Below are 24,708 nucleotides of genomic sequence, written 5' to 3' on the forward strand. Positions count from 1 at the left end.
AAACCTTATCCGTAAGCGGTTAGAAACTTAAACTTTGCTATGAAATAGGCAAAAATCAATGCCAATCAATGGGTTAGGTGTTTAGGTAATTGGTAGTATTTACCAACAGCTTGATTTGTGCGTAATTTTAATTCATTCCAGTGTTTAAAATCCAAACTACCTGTTAAAAAATTATTAATTCAATACTTACACTTTAATCGTGTGGCAAGCACTAGCTATTAAATCTTTTACAGTAATATGATCCTTTAAGGTTCAGCTATGGAACCCTGTGGCTTGACCTATCACCAAGCAATCACTGCCATTATGGGGAAATGGTCTGATGGAAAACGGTTGTGATACGTATCTGTAAGTAAACCGTATTTCTTCACCTTTAGCGATTCACTAACAAAAATATGATCAATAATTCTGTCATGGCTTTTGGTCAGGTCAAATCCATTGGTACTTCCGTTGTTAGCATAAACAAATTCGGCAGCATCATAGGTATCTTTCATACCAGGTGCATTTTTTAGCAATTGATAAGCCTCAGTAGATTGGTCGACATTAAAATCTCCCATTAAAAATACTGGCAATTTTTGGGTATTTATGGTTTTGACCTTATCAAGAATAAGGGCCGCACTTTTGTTCCTTGCTTCTACACCACGATGATCAAAATGGGTATTGAAAACATAAAAACTTTTCCCTGATTCTATTTCTAACATTTTAGCCCAAGTACAGATTCTTGGCAAAGCTGCGTCCCAACCTTTATTTGGATGATCTGTCTCGGGTGCCAACCAAAAGGTGGCAGTCTCTTCTACCTTGTATTTCGCTTTTTGGTAAAAAATAGCAGAATATTCTCCTTTCTCATTCCCATCATCCCTTCCTGTACCGACGAAAGCAAAGTTTGGTAAAAGGCCTTCTAGGTCTTTTACTTGATGGTGAAGCCCCTCCTGAATGCCGAAAATATCGAAAGCATGAAAACGAATCAACTGGCTTACAGGTAACTTGCGATTTTCCCAAGTATTTGGCGCATCATTGGGGTTGTCATAACGAATATTAAATGTAGCTATGACTATATGCTGCTCTTGTGCATTCACTAAGGTAGTGCCAAGTAATCCCAGTAATGAAAATGATAAAAGCCTAAATGTTATTGCTAATTTTTTTTGAAACATAAAAATCGATTTAAATCAAACAATGCCCAAGAAAAATCTTGGGCATTGTCCTACAAATTAGTTGGTAATCCTATCCGTTACGCTTCTTGTCCAACTCTTTGGCTTTCTTATCCGCCCTTTTTTCCATCAAGCTTTTTCCAGCTTTCTTTTTAGGGTCCTTTTTTTCTCCTTTGTCTTTGCTCATTTTATCAGTCTTTGTTGAAAATTTACCAAGTTTTTTTGACAAAAACAAAGCAATTACCTTTTCTCAATCATTATTTTTATCACTACAATGATTCTATATAAAAACCCTAGCGTTAATTTTATAACCTTAATTATTTCAGCCACTTACAGGTGTATTATTTCCAAAGTATTAAACACAAAAATAAAATTAGGCTCTAATTTCTAAAAGCAATCACCCATCCCATCAGCCCAACTTTTAAATAGTTAGCACAAAGATCGCTGCAAAGCCATTAAGCTTTGGCTTACCAGCCTAAGCAATTACCTTTGTCATTTAATCCACTATTATGAATCAAATCTCTGATGAAAAAAGGGCAGCCTTAATTTCAGCCATTGACCAGTCTGAGAATCCTTTTGTCATTGCCCAGATAGAGGCTCTTTTAAAAAGAGAGCAGTTGCTAAGCCCTATAGGTGTTCTTTCCAAAGATTATCCTTTATTACTTCAGGTTCAATCGACGAGGGATATTTCCTTACAGACAAACCTTACGATTAAGGATGAGAATGCCCTTTCCAAATACCAGGAAATAATTGTTTGGCCTAAATTTCTTATTTCCCTCACCATGCTGTTTATTTCAGCAGCCATCATCAATAATTTCTCCTATGAGGAAGGCCATCTGCAATACTCTTCTTTCATTTCAAGCTTGGCTGTTATTTACGGCATATTGTGGCTGTTCTTCCTACTAGAAGCATTGCTGGTCGCACGCTTGGCATATACCAGCAAAGTCAGAATAGCACAAAGTTCTTTTGTTAGAAAAATATTGTCTTTGATTTTTCCTCCCATGGCAATTGGGCAACGCCATCTACTTGAACCAGAAAAGATCTGGCTGCCCTTTTATGGATGGTCAAAGTGCAATGAAGGTCTCTTCAACCACCTAAAAAAGCAATTCTCTATTCCCATGATAGTGATTGCTCTTTTGATTATTCCCGTATTGTTGATAGAATGGCAGTTTTATGAAGAAGTAGAAAACTTTCTAAACACAGACTTATCCTTAGTACTCGGATTAGTTCAGGGTTTTATCTGGCTTGCCTTTACTTTTGAATTCCTCCTTCTGATCGCTATTACGGATGATGAATTCACCTACATCAAAAAAAACTGGATAGATCTGCTTATCATTCTTCTGCCTTTTGTTTCATTTGTAAGGTCACTCAGGCTGATAAAAGTGACCAAACTATCCCAGTTGTCACGTGGGTATAAACTAAGGGCATTGTTAATGAAAGCACGTGAAGGGTTTATATTTGCCAGCTTTTTTTACCGACTGATGGCTGTTAAACCAGATTACCAACTTAAGAAGTTGATGAAAAAACTGAATGAAAATCAAAAAGAACGGGAAATAATCGAAGAAGACCTTGCGAAATTATCCGATTGGCTACTTAAAAAGGAGGCCAAGAAATAAGTCCAATAAACTATTTTTAAGTATATTCAACGGAAAATTTGATCACATAATTTTGTCTAATGATACTTAAATCTCTCCTCGGAATTCTCATATGGGGAATGCTGGCCCCAAACCTCATCGCCCAAGAATCTTATGATATGCCAACTTCCGCAAAAAAGATTCTTTTTCTCGGCAATAGCATAACTTACTCAGGGCAATATGTAGACTATATCGAGACCTATCTTAGGCTTTCTCATCCTGATAGGGACTGGGATTTTATGAATGTAGGTTTGCCAAGTGAAACGGTTTCAGGGCTTTCTGAAGAGGGACATGCAGAAGGAAAATTCCCTAGACCAGACTTACACGAAAGGTTAGATAGAATTCTGGAAGAGATAAAACCAGATTTGATTTTCTCCAACTATGGAATGAACGATGGTATTTACCTGCCATTCAATGAGGAACGGTTTGATGCCTATAAACAAGGTCAAAGAAAATTACACCAAAAGGCTTTGGCCATAGGTGCTAAAATCATACACAGTACTCCTCCTATATATGACGAGAAAAAAGGAGCCGCTTACGCCAATGTTTTGGACATTTATTCTTCCTGGCTGGTAAGCCAACGGTATACTGAAAATTGGGAGGTAATAGATTTGCATTGGCCAATGCGGAAATTTCAAGAAGACCAGCGGGAGGTTAATCCATCCTTCGAATTGGCAAAAGATGGCGTTCATCCTGCTGAACTTGGGCATTGGCTCATGGCTAGAAGTCTACTTCAAGGAATTGGCGAGGGGGAAAATCTCACTGAGAACAACGCTCAAGTGGTGTTAGGCAGTTGGAATCAAGGTTTAGAAGTCCTTGCCCTAGTTAAAGAAAGACAATCCATCACAAAAGACGCCCTACTAAACCATATTGGCCATGAACGCCCAGGCATGAAAAAAGGCCTTCCATGGAAAGAAGTGCGTATGAAAAGAGCCACTATTTTGAATGAAATAAACAACCTAAATAGAAAATAAGGAAGGAATAATCGCTCCTTTGTAAGTAAAAGTATCTTTATTTTATATAAATGATTTTATCTTTCCTTTGAATTATTTCACCAAAGGAGATCAAGTTATAGCCCTCTTCTGTCATTTTCCTTTCAAATAAAGCTGTTTTGTTGGGGTCCACGGCCATCAATAAACCGCCACTTGTTTGCGGATCCGCCAAAATTAATTTATCCCTATCAGCGGTAATAGCGATGCCAGTACCGTAGCTATCCCAATTTCTATGTGTTCCCCCAGGAATACAATTCAGGTCGATGTATTTTTGTACGAAATCAAAACAAGGGATTTTATCCAGCTCAAGTTGCGCTGAAAAGGAAGCTCCTTTGCACATTTCTGTTAAATGTCCACCTAAGCCAAAGCCTGTAACATCTGTCATTGCATGAACTTCTGGCCAACCTGCTGCCAATGCACCGATGTCATTAAGTTTAAGCATTGATGTTTTGGCCAAAAGCACATCCATTTTGTGCGCCAGTCCCTTTTTCTCAGCGGTGGTTACCATCCCAACTCCAATTGGCTTGGTAAGGTATAAACGATCGCCTACTTTTGCTGTGCTGTTTCTTTTGACCTGATTGACTGCTATACTCCCTGTCACAGCCAAACCAAAAATAGGCTCTGGCGCATCTATACTATGACCACCTGCTAATGGAATACCTGCTTTATGGCATACTGACCTTCCTCCCTCCAAAACCTTGCTCGCCACCGCAGCAGGCAATTTGGAAATGGGCCAGCCCAGGATGGCAATGGCCATTAAAGGCATGGCACCCATTGCATAAATATCACTTAGGGCATTGGTTGCCGCTATGGCTCCGAAGTCAAAAGGATCATCCACTATCGGCATAAAGAAGTCCGTAGTGCTTACAATGGCTGTTTTGCCATCTAGACTGACTACTGCTGCATCGTCACTTTCCTCATTTCCTACTAGCAAATTAGGGAAACTGACTTTCCCTGAATCTTCACTTTGGAGGATCTCACCTAATACTGCTGGAGATATTTTACATCCACAGCCTGCGCCATGGCTGTACTGCGTAAGTTTTATTTCCTGATTTTCCATAAATATTATTCTATTTTGATGAGGGAAGCAGCTACCTCCGATAGGTTATCTAAATTCATGGGGATTTCCCTTACGACAGTTTTGGCTTTTTTGTTGAGCCCTTTGCCATAAGCTTTGTCGTAATAACTTAATATAATACTTGCTGCTTGGCTCATCTCTCCATTTTCAATGTGGTTTACGGCAAGCTCGCAGTTCTCTTTCCCAAGCTTTTTTGCAATATCATAGGTAGATTTAATCAGCTTATCTTTAGGAAGGCTCCCATAACCATTAACCAATACCTTAAGTCTTTGTTCTTTCGACACTACGATATGATACCGAGGAGATTCTTGCATAAGTTGGTACAATGGAGCTATAATGTGTGCCTTTCCAATTATAAACGACTCGTCTTCCAGCCAAATGGGTTTCTCAAGAGAGAAATAAAGGAATTTCTCCAAGATATCATTTTGAAATTGTTCTGAACTAGGTTGACTTTCTTCTTTGTGACTACCAAAGGCGGATCCCTGGTGATGCGCCAACCCTTCAAGGTCGACTATCTGTGCCCCTTTGGTTTCCATCTCTTTTAGGAGACTTGTTTTCATAGATCCAGTGGTGCCTGCCACAATTTTAAGTTTCAGTGGTTGGTCAAAAAAGGAAAGCAAGTAGTTTCTATAGGCCTTATATCCTCCCTTCAAAACAAGGATTTCAAAACCATAGAGTTCGAGCAACCAAGCGAGACTTGAAGACCGCATACCACCTCTCCAACAATGGATCAGCAACTTTTTGGAACCTAATGATTCGGCAATTTCAATAAGGTCTACCAATTTTGGACCTATCAATTTAAGACCAACTTTAATTGCCTTCTCTCTGCCTTCTTCTTTGTATATCGTCCCGATTATAGCCCTCTGATCATTGTCAAATAAAGGAAGATTAACCGCACCTGGGATGTGACCAGCAGCATGTTCTCCAGGCGACCGAGTATCTAAAACAGGGAAGTCATTTTTGTTGCTTAAAAATTGATCAATTTCAATTACTTGCATGATAAGAAGCGTGCCGTTAAGTCAGGGCAATAATGCAATTCTTCATTTTTTCCGAACCAAGGTTAGTATTAAAACCATTTAATAAACAGCCACGTAGAAAAATGTTATACTGAGGACAAGTTAACAATAAAAGTACAAGAAAAGCAAAATGAATTGATGCTTCTAAAACCCAAAAAAACCGGTTGCTTTCACAACCGGTTTCATTTAATAAAATATTATTTATAACTATTTTCCTTCTAAAGCATTCGCACCAGCAACGATTTCTAGGATTTCGTTGGTAATGGCTGCTTGCCTTGTTCTATTGTAAACTAGTTTTAAATCTTTCAAAAGATCACCAGCATTGTCTGTAGCTTTACTCATCGCTGTCATTCTAGCGCCATGCTCTGAAGCATTGCTATCCAAAATGGCTTTATAAAACTGTATTTTTAAAGAATTAGGCACTAGCTCCTCAATGATATAATCTCTGGAAGGTTCCACGATATAATCTTGTTGCGCTTTGCTTTCTCCTCCTTCTTCCTCCATTTTGGATATTGGAAGGAACTGTTCTTTAACTACAATTTGTGTAGCTACATTCTTAAACTGGTTGTATACCAGAATTACCTGATCAAACTCTCCATTAACGAAGGCCTCCATAACAAATTCAGCAGCTTCTTTTATTGGTTGGAAAGAAATTTTTTCAAACAATCCAGCGTAGTCAGAAACCAATGGGAAATTTTGCCTCTTAAAGAAGTCCGATGCTTTTTTCCCAACAGGCATTACCGTGATTTTCTTATTCGGGTTTTCTAAGAAAACTGCATTTGTTGCTTTAATCACGTTAGAATTAAAAGCACCACACAAGCCTTTATCAGAGGTAATAGGAATAACCAATAAGTTGTTTCCACCACGTTCCTGAGCATACACGATATCTGCTACACCTTCTGCTCCTGAAGAAATATTATTTAGGATGGAAGTCAGTTTTTGAGAATAGGGTCTCATCTGCACAATTTTCTCTTGTGCCCTTCTCAATTTAGCAGCCGCTACCATTTTCATGGCTTTGGTAATCTGCTGGGTAGAGCTTACCGAATTGATCCTTTCTTTTACTTCCTTTAGATTCGCCATAATTATTCTATATCCTTCTTATATACTATTTAAGACCAGTGCTAATTAAGCTTTGTATTTAGGAGCTAACTCCTCAATCGCTTTCTTAAGCAAATTGCCTGTAGTATCCAGATCTCCCTTATTGATAGCAGTAAGCGCTTCAGGATATTGAGCAATAATAAGATTATAAAAGTCTTTTTCGAATTCTCTAACTCTGTTGACAGGGATATTATCTAATAAACCTCTAGAAGAAGCAAAGATAATGGCTACCTGAAGGTCTACTCTTACGGGAGAATATTGTCCCTGTTTTAGTATTTCCTGGTTTCTTCTACCCCTTTCGATCGTTCTTTTAGTAGTAGGGTCAAGATCTGATCCGAACTTAGAGAAGGCTTCCAATTCACGGAAAGCTGCTTGATCTAATTTCAAGGTACCAGCCACTTTTTTCATGGCTTTGATCTGAGCGTTACCACCAACACGTGATACAGAAATACCTACGTTAATTGCAGGACGAATACCAGCGTTGAAAAGGTTCGTTTCCAAAAATATCTGTCCGTCTGTAATTGAAATTACGTTGGTAGGGATATAGGCAGAAACGTCACCAGCTTGTGTTTCGATAATAGGCAATGCAGTAAGAGAGCCGCCTCCTTTTACCAGGGGAGCCAAGGAAGGTGGCAAATCATTCATTTGTCTTGCGATCTCATCAGAAGAGTTAATTTTCGCAGCTCTTTCTAATAATCTGGAGTGAAGGTAAAATACATCACCAGGATAGGCTTCACGTCCTGGAGGTCTTCTTAACAACAAGGAAACCTCACGGTAAGCAACAGCTTGTTTGGAAAGATCATCATAAACTACCAAGGCTGGCTTTCCAGTATCTCTGAAAAATTCACCGATAGTAGCACCCGTAAATGGGGCAAAGAATTGCATAGGTGCAGGATCTGCAGCAGATGCACTTACTATAACAGTATATGGCAAAGCTCCACCTTTTTCAAGGGCAGCAACAACGTTAGCAACGGTAGAAGCTTTTTGGCCTATCGCTACGTAAATACAGAATACAGGCTCTCCTTTATCGTAAAATTCTTTTTGGTTAAGGATAGTATCAATCGCAACAGCAGTTTTACCTGTTTGTCTGTCACCAATGATCAATTCCCTTTGTCCTCTACCAATAGGAATCATTGCATCAATAGATTTGATACCTGTTTGTAAAGGCTCAGTTACCGGCTGACGATAAATTACACCTGGGGCTTTCCTTTCAAGAGGCATTTCATAGAGATCTCCTTGGAGTTCACCTTTACCATCAATCGGAACGCCTAAGGTGTCTACCACCCTACCCAACATACCATTACCAACTTTAATGGAGGCGATCCTTTTCGTTCTTTTAACGGTATCGCCTTCTCTTACGGATTTAGCTTCTCCAAAGAGTACAGCACCTACATTGTCTTCCTCTAAATTAAGAACCATGGCTCTTAAGCCATTGTCAAATTCGATCAACTCTCCAGCTTGCACTTTAGAAAGTCCATAAATTCGGGCTACACCGTCACCGACTTGGAGCACAGTACCCACTTCTTCCAATTCTGCTTGTGTTTTGGCTTCCGAGAGTTGTTCTTTCAATATTGCCGAAACTTCATCAGGTCTTACATCTGCCATTGTTGTATAGTATTATTGATTACAGCTTAATTTCTTAATAGTATTTTTTCTCATACAAGTTCTGGGTGAAATCCAGACGCAATTGTTGCAACTTACTCTTGATGGATTCATCAAGTTGTTTGTCACCGATTCTAAGAACAAAACCACCTATAAGGTTAGGATTGATCTTCTCTATGAGTTTCACTTTATCTTTGCCAGAAACCTCCTTAACGATATCCTTAAAAGAATTTCGCAATTCGTCATCTAGCTGAATGGTACTTACCACTTCTGCCGTTTGTATCCCAAGGTGCTCATTGTATAACCTGAAAAACGCAGTGGCCATTTCTGGAAGAAATGCTGTTCTGCCTTTCTCACCAACCAATTCAAAAAACTTTATGGTCAATGCAGAGGCTTTTTTCCCAGCAAGCAACTTTAAAGTACTTATTTTTTTCTCAGAACTTATGACAGGACTTTTAACCATGTCGGAGAAGGATGAATCTTCAGTACTTAAAGACAGGACAGTGGTCATATCTACATGTACTTGTTCCAATTCATTTTTCTCTACTGCCAGTTCCAGCAGTGATTTTGCGTAACGAGAAGCTACTCTGTATGCTGACATTCCTGTAGGTTAGTTTAATTTTATATCCTTAACAAATTCTTCTACTAGTTCTTTTTGAGACCCTTCACTAGAAAGATTTTTTCTCAATAGTTTTTCAGCTACATCTAAAGAAAGTTCAGCTACCTGAATTTTAACATCCGTTAAGGCTGCTTGTTTTTCAGTTTCTATTATAGCCTTGGCATCTTCGATCATTTTAGCACCCGCTTTGGCCGCTTCTTCCTTTGCGATTTCCATGGTTTGAGCGGCAAATTCATTTGCTGATCTCAAAATTTCGTCTCTTTCAACTCTGGCTTCTTGAAGAAGGCGTTCATTGTCAGAAACAAGATTTTGCATTTCAAGCCTTGCATTTTCAGCTTCACTTAAGGAGGCTTCAATAGTACCCTCTCGTTCATCAAGCGCAGATAGAATTGGTTTCCAAGCAAATTTCGCTAAAATGAAAAATAAGATGGCAAAGCCTAACAGTTGCCAAATAATCAAACCTAAGTCAGGAGTAATCAGATCCATTTCTTTTATTTTTTAAGCTAAATATCAGTTTTGTTCAATAATTAAGAAAGGACCGGCCTAACGCCGGTCCAATTTCTTTTTCTAGAAAGTAAGATTTCCGTTAAGAGCGATAAGTAGACAAACTACCACAGCAAACAAGGAAACTACTTCAATAAGGGCAGCGATGATCAACATTGCAGTCTGGATTTTACCAGCAGCCTCAGGCTGACGTGCAATACCTTCCATGGCTTGTCCACCGATTCTACCAATACCTAGACCTGCGCCTATCGCAACAATTCCAGCACCGATACCAGCACCCATAAGTGCAAAACCGGCAGTCAATAATAATGAAGTTAACATACTCGTTTTTATTTAATTTAATTGAACAAAGAATTCATAATTAATGCTCATGTCCATGCTCAGCTACAGCTGAACCTATGTACATGGCAGAGAATAAAGTAAATACATAAGCCTGAATAGTGGCTACCAGTAATTCGATCACATTAATGAATACCACCATCAGTGTGGAAGCTACTCCTACTGCGTAAGATTCAAAGACAAAGATCAATCCTATAAAACTTAGGATTACAATGTGACCAGCAGTGATCGCTACAAACAATCGAACAGTCAGGGCAAATGGCTTTGTAAACAAGCCAATAATCTCTACTGGAACAATGATTAACAATAGCGGAAGTGGAACCCCCGGAGTAGCCACCACATGTTTCCAATAGTCCTTATTACCATTAAAATTAGTAATAAAGAAGGTTATCATCGCTAAGGTAATTGTCACAGCGATATTACCGGTTAGGTTGGCTGCACCTGGCAATAATCCCAAAAGATTTCCTATCCAAATAAAGAAGAATAAGGTCAAAAGGTAGGGAGTGAATTTTTTGTATTTAGGGCCAATGTTTGGGCGAGCAATTTCGTCTCTAACGAAAATAACGATGGGCTCTACGAATGAGGCGATCCCTTTAGGCGCTTTGTTGGGGTGCTTTTTGTAATAACTAGAAGCAGAAAGCATCAGGTAAAAAGTTACCGCCAAAATCAAAAGCATCATGGCTACGTTCTTTGTGATGCTCAAATCAGTAAAGGATCTACTTTCATCTACCGCCTGAAGCTTATCATGCTCATCTATGTAGTACCCATTGTGCTCCACGCCAAAATGGTGGGTATCTGGATCTACAAAAGCAGAAGAGGAATAAAACTCAACACCTCTGTCAGCTGAATAGATAATGACAGGAAGAGAGAGTGTTACATGAGTATGTCCCAAAGTGGCAAAATGCCATTCATGAGAATCCTTAATGTGGTGCATAATGAAGCTCGTCTTGTCTTCATCTTCACCTGAGGCAGCCATAACTGCTGCAGAAAATGTCAGTAAAACTACTGACATTAAGACACTTAATTTAATAACTTTGCGGACCATCAAAACAATTTTTATCCCCTATTTCGAATGAAGGCGCAAATTAGTTATTAAGCCGTACATATCAAACAATAAGTACAACAAATAAATGATAAAGAAATCCACAACAAACCAAAGTAAATTTTCATGACCAAGCCATAAAATGAAAAAAACGAAGACAATACAACAAAGAAGTCTAATAATGGTGGTTCCCAAAATGACTGAAACACTAGTAAATGTTTCTAATTTCATCAATTTACCTGCTAAAAAACCTGTTACTCCAGTAAGCACGGCGAAGAAAAATAGTATTTGATAAATCAAGATGTGTAACCATGGCCCTGGTAATAATTGCTCTAAAAGCCATATTACTACTGCCAGGAGAAGGGTGAAAATAAGTAAACTTAATAATGGGTTTTTAAATAGCGCCTTCATTTAATTAGTTTTTTCTTGGGGAATAATGAAAGGCGAAACCTGACTTTATTTATTTTTTTTGGGAGAGATTGATTTAAAAAGCTGGTAAAAAGCTATTGCTGTAGATAGAAAACAACCCAGCAACAAGTAGAGTGGAAACTCCATGTTGCTTCTTAAATGTAACCAGTAACCCAGATAGCTACCAAGTCCAATAATGGCACACATCTGAAAGGCCAATCCAAAGTATTTCACATATACCGGAGGATCAGTTTGAGGAGGCTTGTTTTTTGGTGTCGCCATCTTTTCTTTCCACTTTTAATTGGCTGTTGTTGCCCATGTTGCATTTACCATTAAACTCTGCGCCGTTCTCTATAATCAATTTTTTGGTGTATATATCACCATAAATCAACGCTGATTTTTTAAGGAAAAGAGACTCAGAACAATAGATGTCTCCTTTGATCTGACCTGAAATTTCCACATCCTCTGCTCTAACGTCTCCATTTACCTTAGCAGACTCCCCAATAATAATCTTTTTTTGAGAATCCAAAGATCCATCCACAGTACCTTCTACCCGGATATTTCCTTGAGAACCTATATTTCCTACTATAACTGTTCCTAATGCCACCAAATTACTGGAGGTAACCAGTTCCGTGGTGTTTTTTCTATCATCAGTATTTTTTGCCATATCTAATCAAATGTAATAAATTCCTGGGGATCGAGTGGATTTCCTCTGTACCACAGCTCAAGGTGCAAGTGTTGCCCTGTAGTTTGCTCACCGGTATTTCCGATTATTGATAATATCTCCCCACCACGGATAGGGTCTCCAATGGATTTCAATATTACAGAATTATGTTTATAAATCGAAATCAATTCATTCGAATGCTGTACTGCTACTACATAGCCGGTCTCTAGCGTCCAGCTGGAGAAAATCACGGTGCCATCTGCAATCGCTTTAACTGGCTCATTCTCTGCAGCAACTACATCCACTCCAAAATGATTTTGACTTATAGTAAAAGCACTTGTCACCACTCCTTTTACAGGAGGGAAAAAATAATTGTCTGAAAATGAACCACTGCTTATTCTTCCAAAACTGGTTTCTTCTAAAGGAAGTGATTCAAATTCACCAATAATTTGCTTGGTAGCATCACTGCTTTTATAAAGGTCTATTGCCTCCCTGTTCACCAATTTATTTGCTGTATCAGGCCTTACAGGCTTATCGTTTTCAAATTCACCTGAAATGACACTCTGAATGTTCTTGACATATTGATCCTTTGCATCGACCTCCATGATCAAAGAATCAATCGTTTCAGATAGGGTATGGATTTTCACCATGTTTTCTGTCTCTATATAAACCGGGTCAAACCACCTTGCCAATAAACTTTTGGATAAAAACAAAGAAATCACAAAACAGGTCATAAATACCAGAACCAACAATAATCCAACCCTGATCTTCGTAATATTAAATGAGGTAATGACTGAGAAGTCCTCTTCCTTTCTAATTACTATCAGGAACTTGGTTTCTATCCAGTCGTTTATTTTCTGTTTAAGGCTCAATGGACACTTGTTTTAGATATTTATTTTTTACAAAAATAGAATTTAATTCCTTTCGTTTAAATATTTATTCCAAAAGAACTAATTTGGACAAGAATTCAAACATAAAAACATTGCAAAGGAACATTTTATTTTTCTTTTTGGCTATTGCCTTGAATGTGCTGCCTTCCTGCTCCTCGCAGAAAGACACTTTTACCAACCGTTTGTATCATAACACAACGGCCAAATTCAATGCCTATTATTATGCCAAAGAAAAAATTCTTGAATTAGAAAATGAAATAGAAAATGAATACCAAGAAGACTTCTCTCAGGTACTACCCATTTTTTATACCATAGACAGCGCTACAATTGAATCCAAGGAAGAACTGCTGAAGGAGGCAAGAGAAATGGCTTCAAAGGCAGTGGATTGGCATAAAATAAGCAAATGGGTGGACCCTTCTTATTACCTAATAGGCAAGGTAGATTACTACCGAGGTCAGTATGAAGAAGCCCAAAACACCTTTAAATTCTTAAACGTTAACAGTGAACAAGACGATGTAAGGCATATTGCATTGATTCAACTTTTGAGGTCTTTCATTGACCACAGGCAATTTGAGGATGCGAGTTTTGTGATTGACTTTCTTTCCAAGGAAGAAAATATCATCGATGAAAACAAACAATACCTTTACAAGACTTTGGCTTATTACTATGAAGCCAGAGGAGAAATGGACCTGATGGCTCCCTCCTTGTTCAAATCACTTGAATACACCACAGACAATTCAGAAGCTTCAAGAATTAATTTCATACTGGCACAGCTTTATCAAAAAGCGGGTTTAGATGCATTTGCCTATGAGTATTACCAGAAATCCGTTTCTGGTAGCCCAAACTATGAGCGAATCTTTTTTGCACAGTTATATTCCCAACAAGTGGCCGAACTTGAGCGAAGCAAGGACCTAGAGCGTGTACGGGATTATTATGATGACTTATACAAGGATAATAAAAACATTGATTTTCGAGATGTCATTCTTTTTGAAAAGGGCCGTTTTGAGAAAAAACAAGGAAATCTGGATGAAGCCATTCGCTTATATTCTCTTGCCACAAAAGAAATAACAGAAAACGACAGGCAAAAAGGATACATTTATGAAGCACTCTCTGATTTATTTCTTAACGATAAAGAGGATTTTTTAAAAACTAAATATTACTTGGACAGTGCCTTAACTAAATTTAAAGAAACGGATAAAAATTATGGCATACTCGCTGCAAGAAAAATTATTTTCGATCAGTACGCTTTAAATTATGAATTGATAACCACCAATGACAGCCTCATTCAGCTTAGCCAACTGAGCCCAGAAGCACAAGAAAAATTTATTGATGATTTTTTAGCGCAAGAGGAAGAAAGGTTGATCAGGGAAGCTGAGATGACCAAAGAAAAAAAGACTCAAGGTGTATTTGAAAATCTTTTGGCTTTCGGAGGTAGCGGTGCAGGTTCGGGAGCGACTTTTTATTGGGACAATACAGTAGCTATTCAAAAAGGAGCTTTGGAATTTACTCAAATGTGGGGAAACAGACCTCTTACAGACAACTGGAGAAGTAGCGACAGGGGGTTTCAAGAAGCGGCCAACTCGGAGGGAAACAATTCAATGGATGAAAAAACCATTCCAGAAGATGAAAGCACCTCTGCCAGTATCATTAAAAACCTACCTGATAAAGCAACCTTGCTAAGTCAAATTCCAAATGCTCCAGAAATCCGCAAGGAGATGTTAGTGGAGATGGAAGAGGCCTACTTTAATTTAGGTAAGTTGCTGTATTTTGATCTTAAGCAGCCAGAAAAATCGATTGAGTATCTAGAAGCTTTAATTGAGAAATACCCTGAAACACTAAAAAAACCAGAAGCTTATTACACTTTATTTTTAGCCACCAAGGATTTAAATGAAAACGCTGAGAAATACGCACTATTATTGAATCAAGAATTTCCTGATTCTCAGTTCACCAAGTCCATCAACAACCCTGAAAAGGTGTCAGGATCCCAAGCTAATCTTGCTTCTGGTGAAAATTACAAAATTGCCTATGGATACTTTCAGGAGAGAAGGTATGAAGAAGCAAAAAATATAGTAAGACAGACCCTCAATGAATATCCATTAACAAAAAATACGGATCGATTATTGTTACTCGATATTATGATTACTGGCCAGTTAGAACCATTGGATACGTATAAAACCCGTCTTAGAACTTATTTACAGCAAACAAAGGAAGAAGAATTGTTGGATTTTGCGGAAAAATTATTGAGTGCTGTAAGTGAAGGTGAGGGCAATGCTCCGGTTCTGAATACTGAGGATACTGATGAAAAAGTAGCAACGTCTGATATTTCGGTAGATTTTCCTGAAGACCCAAATATTCAATCTCCTTACAAAGAGAACCTGAATCAAACCCATATATTTATATTACCAATGAATACGGATTTGGCTGAAAAAGCTAGTGGCCTGACAGCTGCTCTCGAAAGTTTCCACAATTCAAACTTTTCCAATGAGCGATTAAGAACGGGCACAATTTCCCTTGGCAGAGACACAACCATTTTGATCATTAGTCCATTTTCAAATTCTGAAAAGTCACTTGCATATAAAGAGACCTTTTTGAATAGTTTTAATAATGATTCCTTAACTGAGGAAATAAAAAATAGTAGTTTTGTAATTTCAATTGAGAATTTTCAACAACTCAATAAAAGGAAAGACATTGAGGAATACAGGTCTTTCTATAAGAAAGCTTATTGACATCCAATATGAGTAAAATTAAGAATAAAAATGCCAAGCCTCTTTATGCGAAAATAATCAGGTACATGTGGCTTGTTTTCATTTTAGGATTGGTCGGTTTCGTCCTATTTGTAGTTTCCGTAAACGCAAACTTCTTAGGCCTATTTGGAGAAATGCCTGAATTTGAATCCTTGGAAAATCCTGAAAGCGAATTGGCTTCAGAACTTTACTCTGCAGATGGCGTCTTACTTGGTAAATACTTTAGAGAAAACAGAACTCCTGTTACCTATAATGAACTCTCTCCAAATTTAATCAATGCATTAATTTCGACTGAGGACCTTAGGTTTGAGGATCACTCTGGAATTGACCCACGAGCATTGGCCAGGGTATTTGTCAAATCCATCATTTTGATGCAAAAAAATGCTGGGGGAGGAAGTACCCTTAGCCAACAAACTGCTAAAAATCTTTTTAAAACCCGGTCGGGAGATTCTCAGGGATTACTAAGTAAGATCCCAGTATTGAGAATGGTCATCATCAAGACTAAGGAATGGATTGTGGCCACAAAATTGGAAAGTGCTTACACAAAGGATGAAATATTAACCATGTATCTCAATACTTCGGATTTTGGAAGCAATTCATTTGGCATAAAAACTGCCTCGAAAACGTTTTTCAATAAAGACACCAGAGACCTTAACGCACAAGAATCTGCCACATTGGTAGGACTATTAAAAGCCCCATCTTATTACAGCCCTGTTTACAACACTGAGAATTCTACCAGAAGGCGAAACACTGTTTTGGCTCAAATGAAAAATGCGAATTTCATCTCCCAGTCTCAATTTGATTCTTTAGCATCCATACCGATGGAACTAGAATATCAAGTAGAAAGTCATAATGAAGGTCTCGCCACCTATTTCAGAGAGGCGGTTAAGGCCGACTTGATCAAATGGACCAAAGAAAACCTACAACCTGATGGAAGTAATTATGACCTTTTTGGTGATGGACTAAAAGTCTACACAACTATCGATAGTCGCCTCCAGAGATATGCTGAAGAGGCCGTTCAGGAACACATGTCGGAGCTCCAAGAGAAATTTATAGAAGAAATGGGTGATAGAGACCCTTGGATTGACAGTCGACGTAGGGTTATCCCTGAATTCATAGAAAACGCAGTAAAGAGAACAGAGGCCTATAGAAATCTAAAATCACGCTATGGAGACAATAAAGATAGCATTGATTTTCATCTTAATGTAAAGAAAAAGATGAAGGTCTTCTCCTACGAAGGAAATATTGACACGTTGATGAGTACCATGGATTCTATGCGGTATTATAAGAAGTTTTTGCAAACTGGATTTGTATCCATGGATCCTCATTCAGGTCACATCAAAGCCTGGGTGGGCGGAACAAACCATTCTCACTTCAAATACGATCACGTAAAGCAAGGTAAAAGACAACCTGGATCAACCTTTAAACCATTTGTATATGCAGCCGCCATCGAAAATGGATATGGCCCATGTTATACAGTGATAGATCAGCCTGTTGAAATCAACATTCCAAACCAACCCACTTGGAGACCTTCTAATGCCGATGGTAAATTTACGCATGAGCGGATGACCATCAGGTCTGCCATGTCACAGTCTGTCAATTCCATCACTGCCTACATGATGAAAAAACTCAGTCCGGCAGTAGTTGTAGAAACAGCTCATCGAATTGGAATCACAAGTGAGTTGGAGGCAGTTCCAGCACTTGCCTTGGGCACAGTGGATGTATCTATTATGGAAATGGTAGGTGCCTTTAGCACTTTTGTAAATAAAGGAGAACACATTACTCCAATCTATATAGACCGAATTGAAGATAAAAATGGCAATGTCCTACATCAATTCATCCCCAGGAAAAGAACTGCTATGAGTGAGGAACATGCTTACATTATGGTTTATATGCTTCGAGGTGGTACAGAAGAAGAAGGTGGAACAAGTCAAGGCTTACCCTGGAGCATCAGAGACCAAGGAAATGAAATTGGTGGTAAAACCGGTACTACTCAAAATGCTTCTGATGGCTGGTACATGGGCATCACCAAAGACTTGGTAAGTGGTGTTTGGGTAGGTGGTGATGACAGAGCCATCCACTTTAGAAGCTGGATAAATGGTCAAGGTTCAAGAACTGCCAGACCAATTTGGTCAAAATACATGAGCAAAGTTTACGAGGACTCCTCTCTGGGCATTACTAAAGGGCCATTCCCTAAACCAGAAAGGCCTATAAGCATAGAAATAGACTGCTCTAAATATGACCTGGAAACTGAGGAATATCAAGAGTTTGACTACGACGCGACTTCAACAGATTTTTAATCTAATATTTAATGTCAGGTTTCCAGTTGAAACCTGACATTAAATACAGGATCTTTGCTAAGCAAATAAGGAAAATCAAGTTAACTTCTTGGGTGATATTTCCTAGATAGATTTCTAAATTGATTAGCGTGGATAGAATACCTTTCTTGGTTTAAATCAATTTCCAACAAATTCAAATTAGTAAGAATTAAAAACGGTTACAACTGTCTATATGGACATGCAATCCCCTTCCTATTTACCTGAGAATCACAATCAGCTACCTGAATTGCCAGGGGTATACAGGTATTACAATTCGGAGGATAAACTAATCTATGTAGGGAAAGCCAAAAACCTAAAAAAAAGGGTTAGCAGCTATTTTAATAAAAACACCGGAATTAATCAAAAGACAAAAAAAATGGTGAGGGAGATCCGAAAGATCGAAATCACCATGGTCAATTCAGAATTTGATGCCCTATTACTTGAAAATAATTTAATCAAAAAAACCCAACCCAAATACAATATCCTTCTTAAGGATGACAAAACCTATCCTTACCTTTTACTCACAAATGAGCACTTCCCCAAGATATACAGCACTCGAAGAGTAATCCCCTCTAAAGGTACCTATTTTGGGCCTTTCGCAAGCGTTAAGGCCATGAACAATGTCTTAGAGCTTATTCATTCATTATTTACATTGAGGACGTGTAGATTGGATTTATCTCCAGAGAAAATCGCTACTTCTAAATACAAAGTTTGCCTCGAATACCACCTGGGAAATTGTAAGGGACCTTGTGAAGGATACCAGAAAGAAAAAAATTACCTGGCAGACATAGAGTTGGCTAAAAACATCCTCAAAGGAAACATGGGGCTAGCTAAGAGTTACTTTAAGGAAAAGATGCAAGAAAGTGCCGCCACATTGGACTTCGAGGGTGCTCAGCGTTTCAAAGACAAATTTGATTCCCTGGTAAATTACCACGCAAAATCCCTTGTCATTAATCCGAATACGGATAGCCTGGATGTTTTTACCATAGTTGGTGAGGAGAAATTCGCTTTCGTGAATTACCTACGTATAAAAAACGGTGCCATCACATTAAGCAAAACGGTTGAATTAAAAAAGAAGCTGGATGAGCCAGATCAAGAATTGCTTTTAACAGCGATAATTAGGTTAAGGGATCAATTCCAAAGCGATGCCAAGGAAGTTTTGGTGAATTTAGACTTCGGAGAAAGTCCAGAAGGCTTGTCCATAATTCAGCCCAAAATAGGAGATAAAAGAAAATTAATAGAGCTAAGCCTAAAAAATGCACTTTACTACAAAAAAGAGAAACTATCTTTTGCCGATGAAGGAAAGGACAAGAAAAACAGGGTATTGCTTCAATTAAAAAAAGACCTATCATTGAGCGAACTGCCTAATCATATAGAGTGTTTTGACAACTCCAATATTCAAGGGACCAACCCTGTTGCAAGTATGGTGTGTTTTCTCAATGGCAAGCCAGCAAAAAAAGAATACCGGCATTACCATATAAAAACGGTCATAGGCCCGGACGACTTTGCAAGTATGGAGGAAGTGGTGTTTAGAAGGTATAAGAGGCTTCTAGCGGAAGAAAAGCCACTCCCAAAACTTATCGTTATAGATGGTGGAAAAGGTCAATTGTCTTCCGCTGTAGTAGCCCTAAGAGACTTGGACCTGTATGGGAAAATTCCTATCATAGGTATAGCCAAGCGATTAGAAGAAATCTACTTCCCAGGTGATCAGTACCCCATTTATATAGACAAGAAATCTGAATCCCTTAGATTAATTCAAAGGGTTAGAGATGAAGCGCACCGCTTTGCTGTCACTTTTCATAGAGACCTGAGGAGCAAAGGAGCCATAAATAGCAAACTTCAAAACATTGATGGAATAGGTGACCTGACTGCTCAAAAATTATTAAAACACTTTAAATCCTACAAAAAAATAGAAGCTGCTACCAAAGAGGAAATAATAGCAATAATTGGAAAAGACAAAGGCTTAAAACTTTGGGAAACCATCTCCCAAAAATAAAGGCAGGTACATAAGTACCTGCCTTCTATTAATTTTTATAAATTTTTGTATCTAATTACCACTCCCAAAGGTTGTTTTCCCACTCCAGAAGTTCATATTCAAATTCGACAGATTTTAAATAGGCTTGAAGTTCTTTATTGGGATTATCGGAATCCACCATATCTACCAACAAGGCATTGTCAGGGTTGGTATATTTCCTAACTACCGAACGGAATAACCTCAAATCAAACGCTTGACTATAAGATAGGTTTTTAGAGGTATTCTTAAAGTTCATCCACTTACCATGCTCTTGGGTACTGAAGTAATTGTAAAAATCCCTAAACCTGATGAAAGCAATGGTTTTTTGCCCCACATCATAATTGGTTGGAGATGGCATCACTAGTTCAATGTATTTGACATCAAATCTAACTTCAGAACGGTGTTTATCGAAAACAAAATCTTCTCTAAAATCTAAATAATAAAGATCTTTTACAAAAATGGAATCTCCATTTTCTGCTGTTAAAAATTTTGTCTGAAAATCTGTTATGGACAGTCTTTCGTTAAATTCCTCATCAGCGAATACTTCAATGGAATTGTCCATCACAGCATCGTAAATATTCATCATGATACCATCCAACTTCAATCCCCCAGTGCCATAGAAAGGCAGGTTGTACTTTTCTCTAAGGTCTATCCTTCTCCACACACCGATTTGGTACATTTTGTCAGAATCTCTTATCGGAAGCACAGAATAAATCGTATCCATAGAAAATCCTCCATCACCGACATCTACTCCTGGGTTTCCAGAATTAGCATTGTTTTGGGAAAAAGCAGGCAATGCAAAAAAACAACATGCGATAACACCTACTGTCAGCAGCCCAATACCTTTTCTTAATTCTTTCATGACTTCTCTCATTTAAATATAGAACGCTCCAATTTCCAGGATATTATTTAATAGGAATTGAAAAAACTTCGTTCACAGTACTTTTGATTTTATTTCCTCTGAAGTTGGTCCTTGTAACTTCTCTTGCAATAATTACTAAACGATCACCAGATTGTGCTTGCGCAAGTAAATTCCTAGAGGCTACATTTTGACCTGAAATGGCAACACTTTCCCTAGGCACATCATTCCTCACTAGTCTAACCTCTCCAGCAGTAACTTCAAAATTGGCATCTCTTGTCATTGTTCTACCAAAGGTAGGTTCAGGAATAGCCCTTATTTGAAGATTAGTCAATCCATTTGCAGTGGTAGGATTTTGAAGATCTATTTGCGTATTTCCATTAAATGGACGTATAGTAGGAGCTGGTACAGGTTTGATATCATAGTCTACAGAACCTATTTTATTACCACCACTGGATACGCCGATAATTACTTTCCCTGAAGCTGCTGGGATGATTGTAACATCAGAAGGTTTCGATCCTTTGATGGACTGACCACCCGTTACAGCAAAAGTAGGGGCATACGTATTGCCCAAGGCAGGAACTTCTATGACCAAATCATTGGCACACTCAGCATAAAGCTGGTTGACCACTTCTGAACTTACTTTAATAACTGGTTGAGCAACAAAATAATCGTAATCTATGGTGAACACACTGTCTACACCTCCTATTGGAACTCTGATTTCGCCTTTAAGTGATCTAGCAGCAAGTCCCCTGTCATCATAACTTGAGGCTGGTGGTACAGAGAAATTAATTTTACCAAAGCCTTCTTCTACAGGTATAGCTTGGCCACCGGCTGTCATATTTAGCTCAGTAGAGGAAGAAGAAGAAGCCAAAAACATTTCAGCTTCAAAAGTAGTACCCGCAGCTACCACGTTGGAATTGGCAGCGATTCTTGCTTTTAATTTATCAGCTTCAAATATAAAAGACCCAAGGGAGTTGGTAATTTCAGTCAATGCTTCACTTTCAATATTCAACACTTCATTTTGGTGTTGACTGATAATCGCTAAAACCGCTCCTATTGGTGATTTGACGTAATTAAGGTTTACATAGTCCTTAAAGTTGACATCCACATCATTCTTAAAAAGATCAATTTCATTTGCATCTTTTGCGATCTTTTCAAATGATTTATTGATTTTCAATCCAGCAAGAATTTGAGTAATTTCATCAGGGAAACTATTCAACCTCTCCTGCATCTCATATCCCAAACGATTGTTGTTAAATATATTTCCAGGGATATCTACATTTTTCAAAGCAGAAGTTCTAAAGTTGCCTTGCTCATCAATTGCATTAGACTCTTCAATTAACCTGGTTTTTGCTTCTTCCAAATAACTAACCAATTCAGAGCTTCTTTGCCTGATTTCATTAGCAGCTTCCACCTTAGGAATATCTACCTTATTATTGCCTTGCTGCTCTACTGTTGTAGAGATGATATTGACAGAAAAGAGGTTTTTCTGAACGTAATTTTTTGAAGTTCTTTCCAACCCATCGTTGATCAGTACAAATTTTTGTAGGATTTGGTTACTTACTTGTAAAGCCAGCAAAGCGGTCAATACTAAGTACATCATCCCGATCATCCGCTGTCTTGGTGTTTCTTTACCACCGGCCATAAGCTATTTTACTTTATCTTAAATTATAGGAATAAAAAATTGATTGGAATCAGGAATCATTAACCTTTCATGGCAGATAACATGCCACCATATACGTTGTTAAGTGAGTGGACATTTTTATTAAGTTTTGCCAGCTCGGTTTTAAACGTTTCAGTTTCCTTACCTGCTTCCTGTATACCATCCATGGCCACAGAAATATTGGAATAGAATTTATTGATGGTTTTCGCATGCATGTTAGAATCTTTCAATTCCTCTTCATACACATTATTCAAGGCCGAAAGGCTTCTAGTCACACTTACCAATTGGTCTCTGTAAGCCTTAGCTCCTTCTGATGCAGAAGACATCTCCGCCAGAGCACTGGCAGTTTTGGTATAGGACTCATTGATTTCAAGCATGGACTTTGATGCTTTTTTCACATTCTGAGCATAATCGTTGGTAGCTACAGCAGCGTCTGAAATATTGCCTAACTTCTCAGTAGTGCTAGCAAGGTTTTGCATTCCTTTTCCCAAACTTTCTATTAAATCAGGTCCAATTTTAGCTTTGGACAACATTTCATCCATTTTTTGAGCGGTTTGGTCTGTACTTTGGGCTACAGCTCTTGTTGGAGCAACACCCGCATTTTTACCTTCTAATTCAGGATATACTTTGGTCCAATCTAACTCTTCGTTTTTTGGTTCGAAGGCAGAAAGAAAAAATATGAGTGCCTCTGTAGACAAGCCTACACCAATCATTATGGATGAAAAACGCCAGTCCAAAATTTTGAACATTGCACCAAGTATTACAATAGCGGCTCCAATCCCATATATTTTAGGCATTATAGAACCGTAGAACTTATAAGCGAAAGTGTTGTTTTTTGTAGACATATTAAGAAATAATAAAAATTTATAACGGTTTGCTAGTATGGTGTTTACTTAATTAATCAAATTATCGACGACTTCTTTTGTTAGCGTTTGAGCTCATAGACCCTGATCTTCCAATATAAGTCATTGTCGTTCTGAAGCCAATATGCGCTGTTTGAACAAATTGGTACTCAAAATTCCTTGAACTCGTTTCTAAGAAATACCCAACATCTTTCCATGATCCACCTCTCACTACTTTACGGCTTTCTGTAGAATCAATATAAGTTGGATTCATGTCCCAGATCAGGGAATTGGATGCAGGATTATACGCATCTTCCACCCACTCCGAAACATTTCCAGCCATATTATAGAGGCCATAACCATTTGGTGCAAAGGCATCCACAGGAGCTGTATAAGCGAAACCATCGTCAATATAATTTCCTCTTCCTGGTTTAAAATTAGCCATTAAACAGCCTCTTCGGTTTTTTAGATAAGGTCCGCCCCATGGGTATTTAGCAATGTCCTTTCCGCCTTTGGATGCATATTCCCATTCGGCCTCTAATGGCAGACGAAACTTAGGCATATCAAATTCAGATTCATCATTGGCATTCATGTGGTAAGATTTCCATTCACAAAATTGTTTCGCTTGGTCCCAGCTAACCCCTACAACAGGATAATCATCAAAAGCAGGATGGTCAAAATAATACTCCATCAAAGGATCACCATAATGGTGGGTAAAACTCTGTGACCATATAGTGGTATCAGGAAGTAACTCTTCCAAAACGAATTCTGGCGCGATAGAATTAGTAGTAGGAGTACCTAAGGCCAGCTCTCCCATTCTAACTGCGTCAAGAAATTGTCTGTATTTATTATTGGACACTTCATATTTGTCCATAAAAAATTCCGAAATGGTGACTTGTTTATTGGTAGATGCCCTGCTTACGCCAATGTCTTCATCAGCCTGGCCCATCCAAAAAGTTCCAGCTTTTACAGGTACCATCTCGAAAGGCAACGATTGCTGCCATCCGGCTCTCTTAGGTACACCTGTAACTTCTCCTCTTCTATTGAGCTTTTCACTAGCTGTGCCTTTATTTCCGAAAAGCCCACAACCTTGAAGTAGTGTCATTATTAATAACCCTGAAATCAGGGTCAAAAAGCTATGATTCATTTTTCTTAACATAAATGACAATAAAGTAACTACATTCATTTTCAACCATTTAAACAATCAACTAATTCGAAATTTAACAGATTTTAT

At 38.3% G+C, this 24,708-nt stretch carries 22 protein-coding genes; 5 read left to right on the plus strand and 17 right to left on the minus strand.

All coding sequences use genetic code 11. The annotated features are described in order from the left end of the window. Positions 1-281: 281 nt before the first annotated feature. Positions 282-1,148, minus strand: a complete 867-nt coding sequence (locus tag AAC073_RS06795) for an endonuclease/exonuclease/phosphatase family protein (RefSeq protein ID WP_339923093.1) — start codon at positions 1,146-1,148, stop codon at positions 282-284. A gap of 506 nt (positions 1,149-1,654) precedes the next feature. Here AAC073_RS06795 and AAC073_RS06800 point away from each other — a divergent pair. After that, a complete protein-coding gene (locus AAC073_RS06800; protein ID WP_339923094.1) occupies positions 1,655-2,761 on the plus strand; it encodes a hypothetical protein in 1,107 nt (368 codons plus the stop codon). 59 nt (positions 2,762-2,820) lie between these two features. Beyond that, on the plus strand, positions 2,821-3,753 hold the full coding sequence (locus AAC073_RS06805) for an SGNH/GDSL hydrolase family protein (RefSeq protein WP_339923095.1): 933 nt from the start codon (positions 2,821-2,823) through the stop codon (positions 3,751-3,753). Between the two features lie 37 nt (positions 3,754-3,790). Here the strand turns inward: AAC073_RS06805 and selD are convergent, their stop codons facing one another. From selD to AAC073_RS06865, 12 genes are all read right to left on the minus strand, one after another. Continuing rightward, positions 3,791-4,831 carry a selenide, water dikinase SelD gene (selD, locus tag AAC073_RS06810; protein ID WP_339923096.1) on the minus strand — a complete coding sequence of 347 codons (1,041 nt, stop codon included), beginning with the start codon at positions 4,829-4,831 and terminating at the stop codon, positions 3,791-3,793. Positions 4,832-4,836: 5 nt separating this feature from the next. Beyond that, a complete protein-coding gene (gene mnmH / locus AAC073_RS06815) occupies positions 4,837-5,847 on the minus strand; it encodes a tRNA 2-selenouridine(34) synthase MnmH (protein ID WP_339923097.1) in 1,011 nt (336 codons plus the stop codon). Positions 5,848-6,072: 225 nt separating this feature from the next. Continuing rightward, entirely contained in the window at positions 6,073-6,945 is an 873-nt protein-coding gene (atpG, locus tag AAC073_RS06820) for an ATP synthase F1 subunit gamma (protein ID WP_339923098.1), read from the minus strand. A 45-nt stretch (positions 6,946-6,990) separates the two neighbouring features. Then, positions 6,991-8,568, minus strand: coding sequence for a F0F1 ATP synthase subunit alpha (atpA, locus tag AAC073_RS06825; RefSeq protein ID WP_339923099.1), 1,578 nt, complete (start codon positions 8,566-8,568; stop codon positions 6,991-6,993). Between the two features lie 34 nt (positions 8,569-8,602). Continuing rightward, positions 8,603-9,166, minus strand: coding sequence for an ATP synthase F1 subunit delta (gene atpH, locus AAC073_RS06830; RefSeq protein WP_339923100.1), 564 nt, complete (start codon positions 9,164-9,166; stop codon positions 8,603-8,605). Between the two features lie 9 nt (positions 9,167-9,175). Next, positions 9,176-9,670: a F0F1 ATP synthase subunit B gene (locus AAC073_RS06835; RefSeq protein ID WP_339923101.1), complete on the minus strand. Its 495-nt coding sequence runs from the start codon at positions 9,668-9,670 to the stop codon at positions 9,176-9,178. A gap of 81 nt (positions 9,671-9,751) precedes the next feature. After that, complete coding sequence (atpE, locus tag AAC073_RS06840) at positions 9,752-10,009, minus strand: ATP synthase F0 subunit C (protein ID WP_010854327.1); 258 nt, start codon at positions 10,007-10,009, stop codon at positions 9,752-9,754. Positions 10,010-10,049: 40 nt separating this feature from the next. Continuing rightward, on the minus strand, positions 10,050-11,072 hold the full coding sequence (gene atpB, locus AAC073_RS06845; protein ID WP_339923102.1) for a F0F1 ATP synthase subunit A: 1,023 nt from the start codon (positions 11,070-11,072) through the stop codon (positions 10,050-10,052). Positions 11,073-11,090: 18 nt separating this feature from the next. Then, the gene (locus tag AAC073_RS06850) at positions 11,091-11,480 is read right to left on the minus strand and encodes a hypothetical protein (protein WP_339923103.1); all 390 of its coding nucleotides are present in this window, start codon (positions 11,478-11,480) and stop codon (positions 11,091-11,093) included. A gap of 45 nt (positions 11,481-11,525) precedes the next feature. Next, positions 11,526-11,759: an AtpZ/AtpI family protein gene (locus AAC073_RS06855; protein WP_339923104.1), complete on the minus strand. Its 234-nt coding sequence runs from the start codon at positions 11,757-11,759 to the stop codon at positions 11,526-11,528. Continuing rightward, complete coding sequence (locus AAC073_RS06860) at positions 11,725-12,144, minus strand: polymer-forming cytoskeletal protein (protein WP_020889024.1); 420 nt, start codon at positions 12,142-12,144, stop codon at positions 11,725-11,727. The genes AAC073_RS06855 and AAC073_RS06860 overlap by 35 nt, the downstream gene beginning before the upstream one ends. Before the next feature lie 2 nt (positions 12,145-12,146). Then, positions 12,147-13,013 carry a M23 family metallopeptidase gene (locus tag AAC073_RS06865; protein WP_339923105.1) on the minus strand — a complete coding sequence of 289 codons (867 nt, stop codon included), beginning with the start codon at positions 13,011-13,013 and terminating at the stop codon, positions 12,147-12,149. Positions 13,014-13,123: 110 nt separating this feature from the next. Here AAC073_RS06865 and AAC073_RS06870 point away from each other — a divergent pair, with 110 nt between their 5' ends. The 3 genes from AAC073_RS06870 (at position 13,124) to uvrC (ending at position 20,089) form a co-directional block, all read left to right on the plus strand. Continuing rightward, the gene (locus tag AAC073_RS06870) at positions 13,124-15,757 is read left to right on the plus strand and encodes a tetratricopeptide repeat protein (RefSeq protein WP_339923106.1); all 2,634 of its coding nucleotides are present in this window, start codon (positions 13,124-13,126) and stop codon (positions 15,755-15,757) included. Positions 15,758-15,765: 8 nt separating this feature from the next. Then, positions 15,766-18,075 (plus strand): transglycosylase domain-containing protein, encoded by a 2,310-nt coding sequence (locus tag AAC073_RS06875; RefSeq protein WP_339923107.1) that lies wholly within the window; start codon positions 15,766-15,768, stop codon positions 18,073-18,075. A 217-nt stretch (positions 18,076-18,292) separates the two neighbouring features. After that, entirely contained in the window at positions 18,293-20,089 is a 1,797-nt protein-coding gene (gene uvrC, locus AAC073_RS06880) for an excinuclease ABC subunit UvrC (RefSeq protein WP_339923186.1), read from the plus strand. Positions 20,090-20,144: 55 nt separating this feature from the next. Here the strand turns inward: uvrC and gldN are convergent, their stop codons facing one another. From gldN to gldK, 4 genes are all read right to left on the minus strand, one after another. Further along, positions 20,145-20,969, minus strand: coding sequence for a gliding motility protein GldN (gene gldN, locus AAC073_RS06885; protein WP_339923108.1), 825 nt, complete (start codon positions 20,967-20,969; stop codon positions 20,145-20,147). A 43-nt stretch (positions 20,970-21,012) separates the two neighbouring features. Continuing rightward, complete coding sequence (gene gldM, locus AAC073_RS06890) at positions 21,013-22,614, minus strand: gliding motility protein GldM (protein ID WP_339923109.1); 1,602 nt, start codon at positions 22,612-22,614, stop codon at positions 21,013-21,015. Between the two features lie 59 nt (positions 22,615-22,673). After that, a complete protein-coding gene (gene gldL / locus AAC073_RS06895) occupies positions 22,674-23,477 on the minus strand; it encodes a gliding motility protein GldL (protein ID WP_339923110.1) in 804 nt (267 codons plus the stop codon). 61 nt (positions 23,478-23,538) lie between these two features. Continuing rightward, the gene (gldK, locus tag AAC073_RS06900; protein WP_339923111.1) at positions 23,539-24,660 is read right to left on the minus strand and encodes a gliding motility lipoprotein GldK; all 1,122 of its coding nucleotides are present in this window, start codon (positions 24,658-24,660) and stop codon (positions 23,539-23,541) included. Positions 24,661-24,708: the final 48 nt, after the last annotated feature.

The sequence above is a fragment of the uncultured Cyclobacterium sp. genome, from assembly GCF_963977555.1.
Lineage (GTDB): Bacteria > Bacteroidota > Bacteroidia > Cytophagales > Cyclobacteriaceae > Cyclobacterium.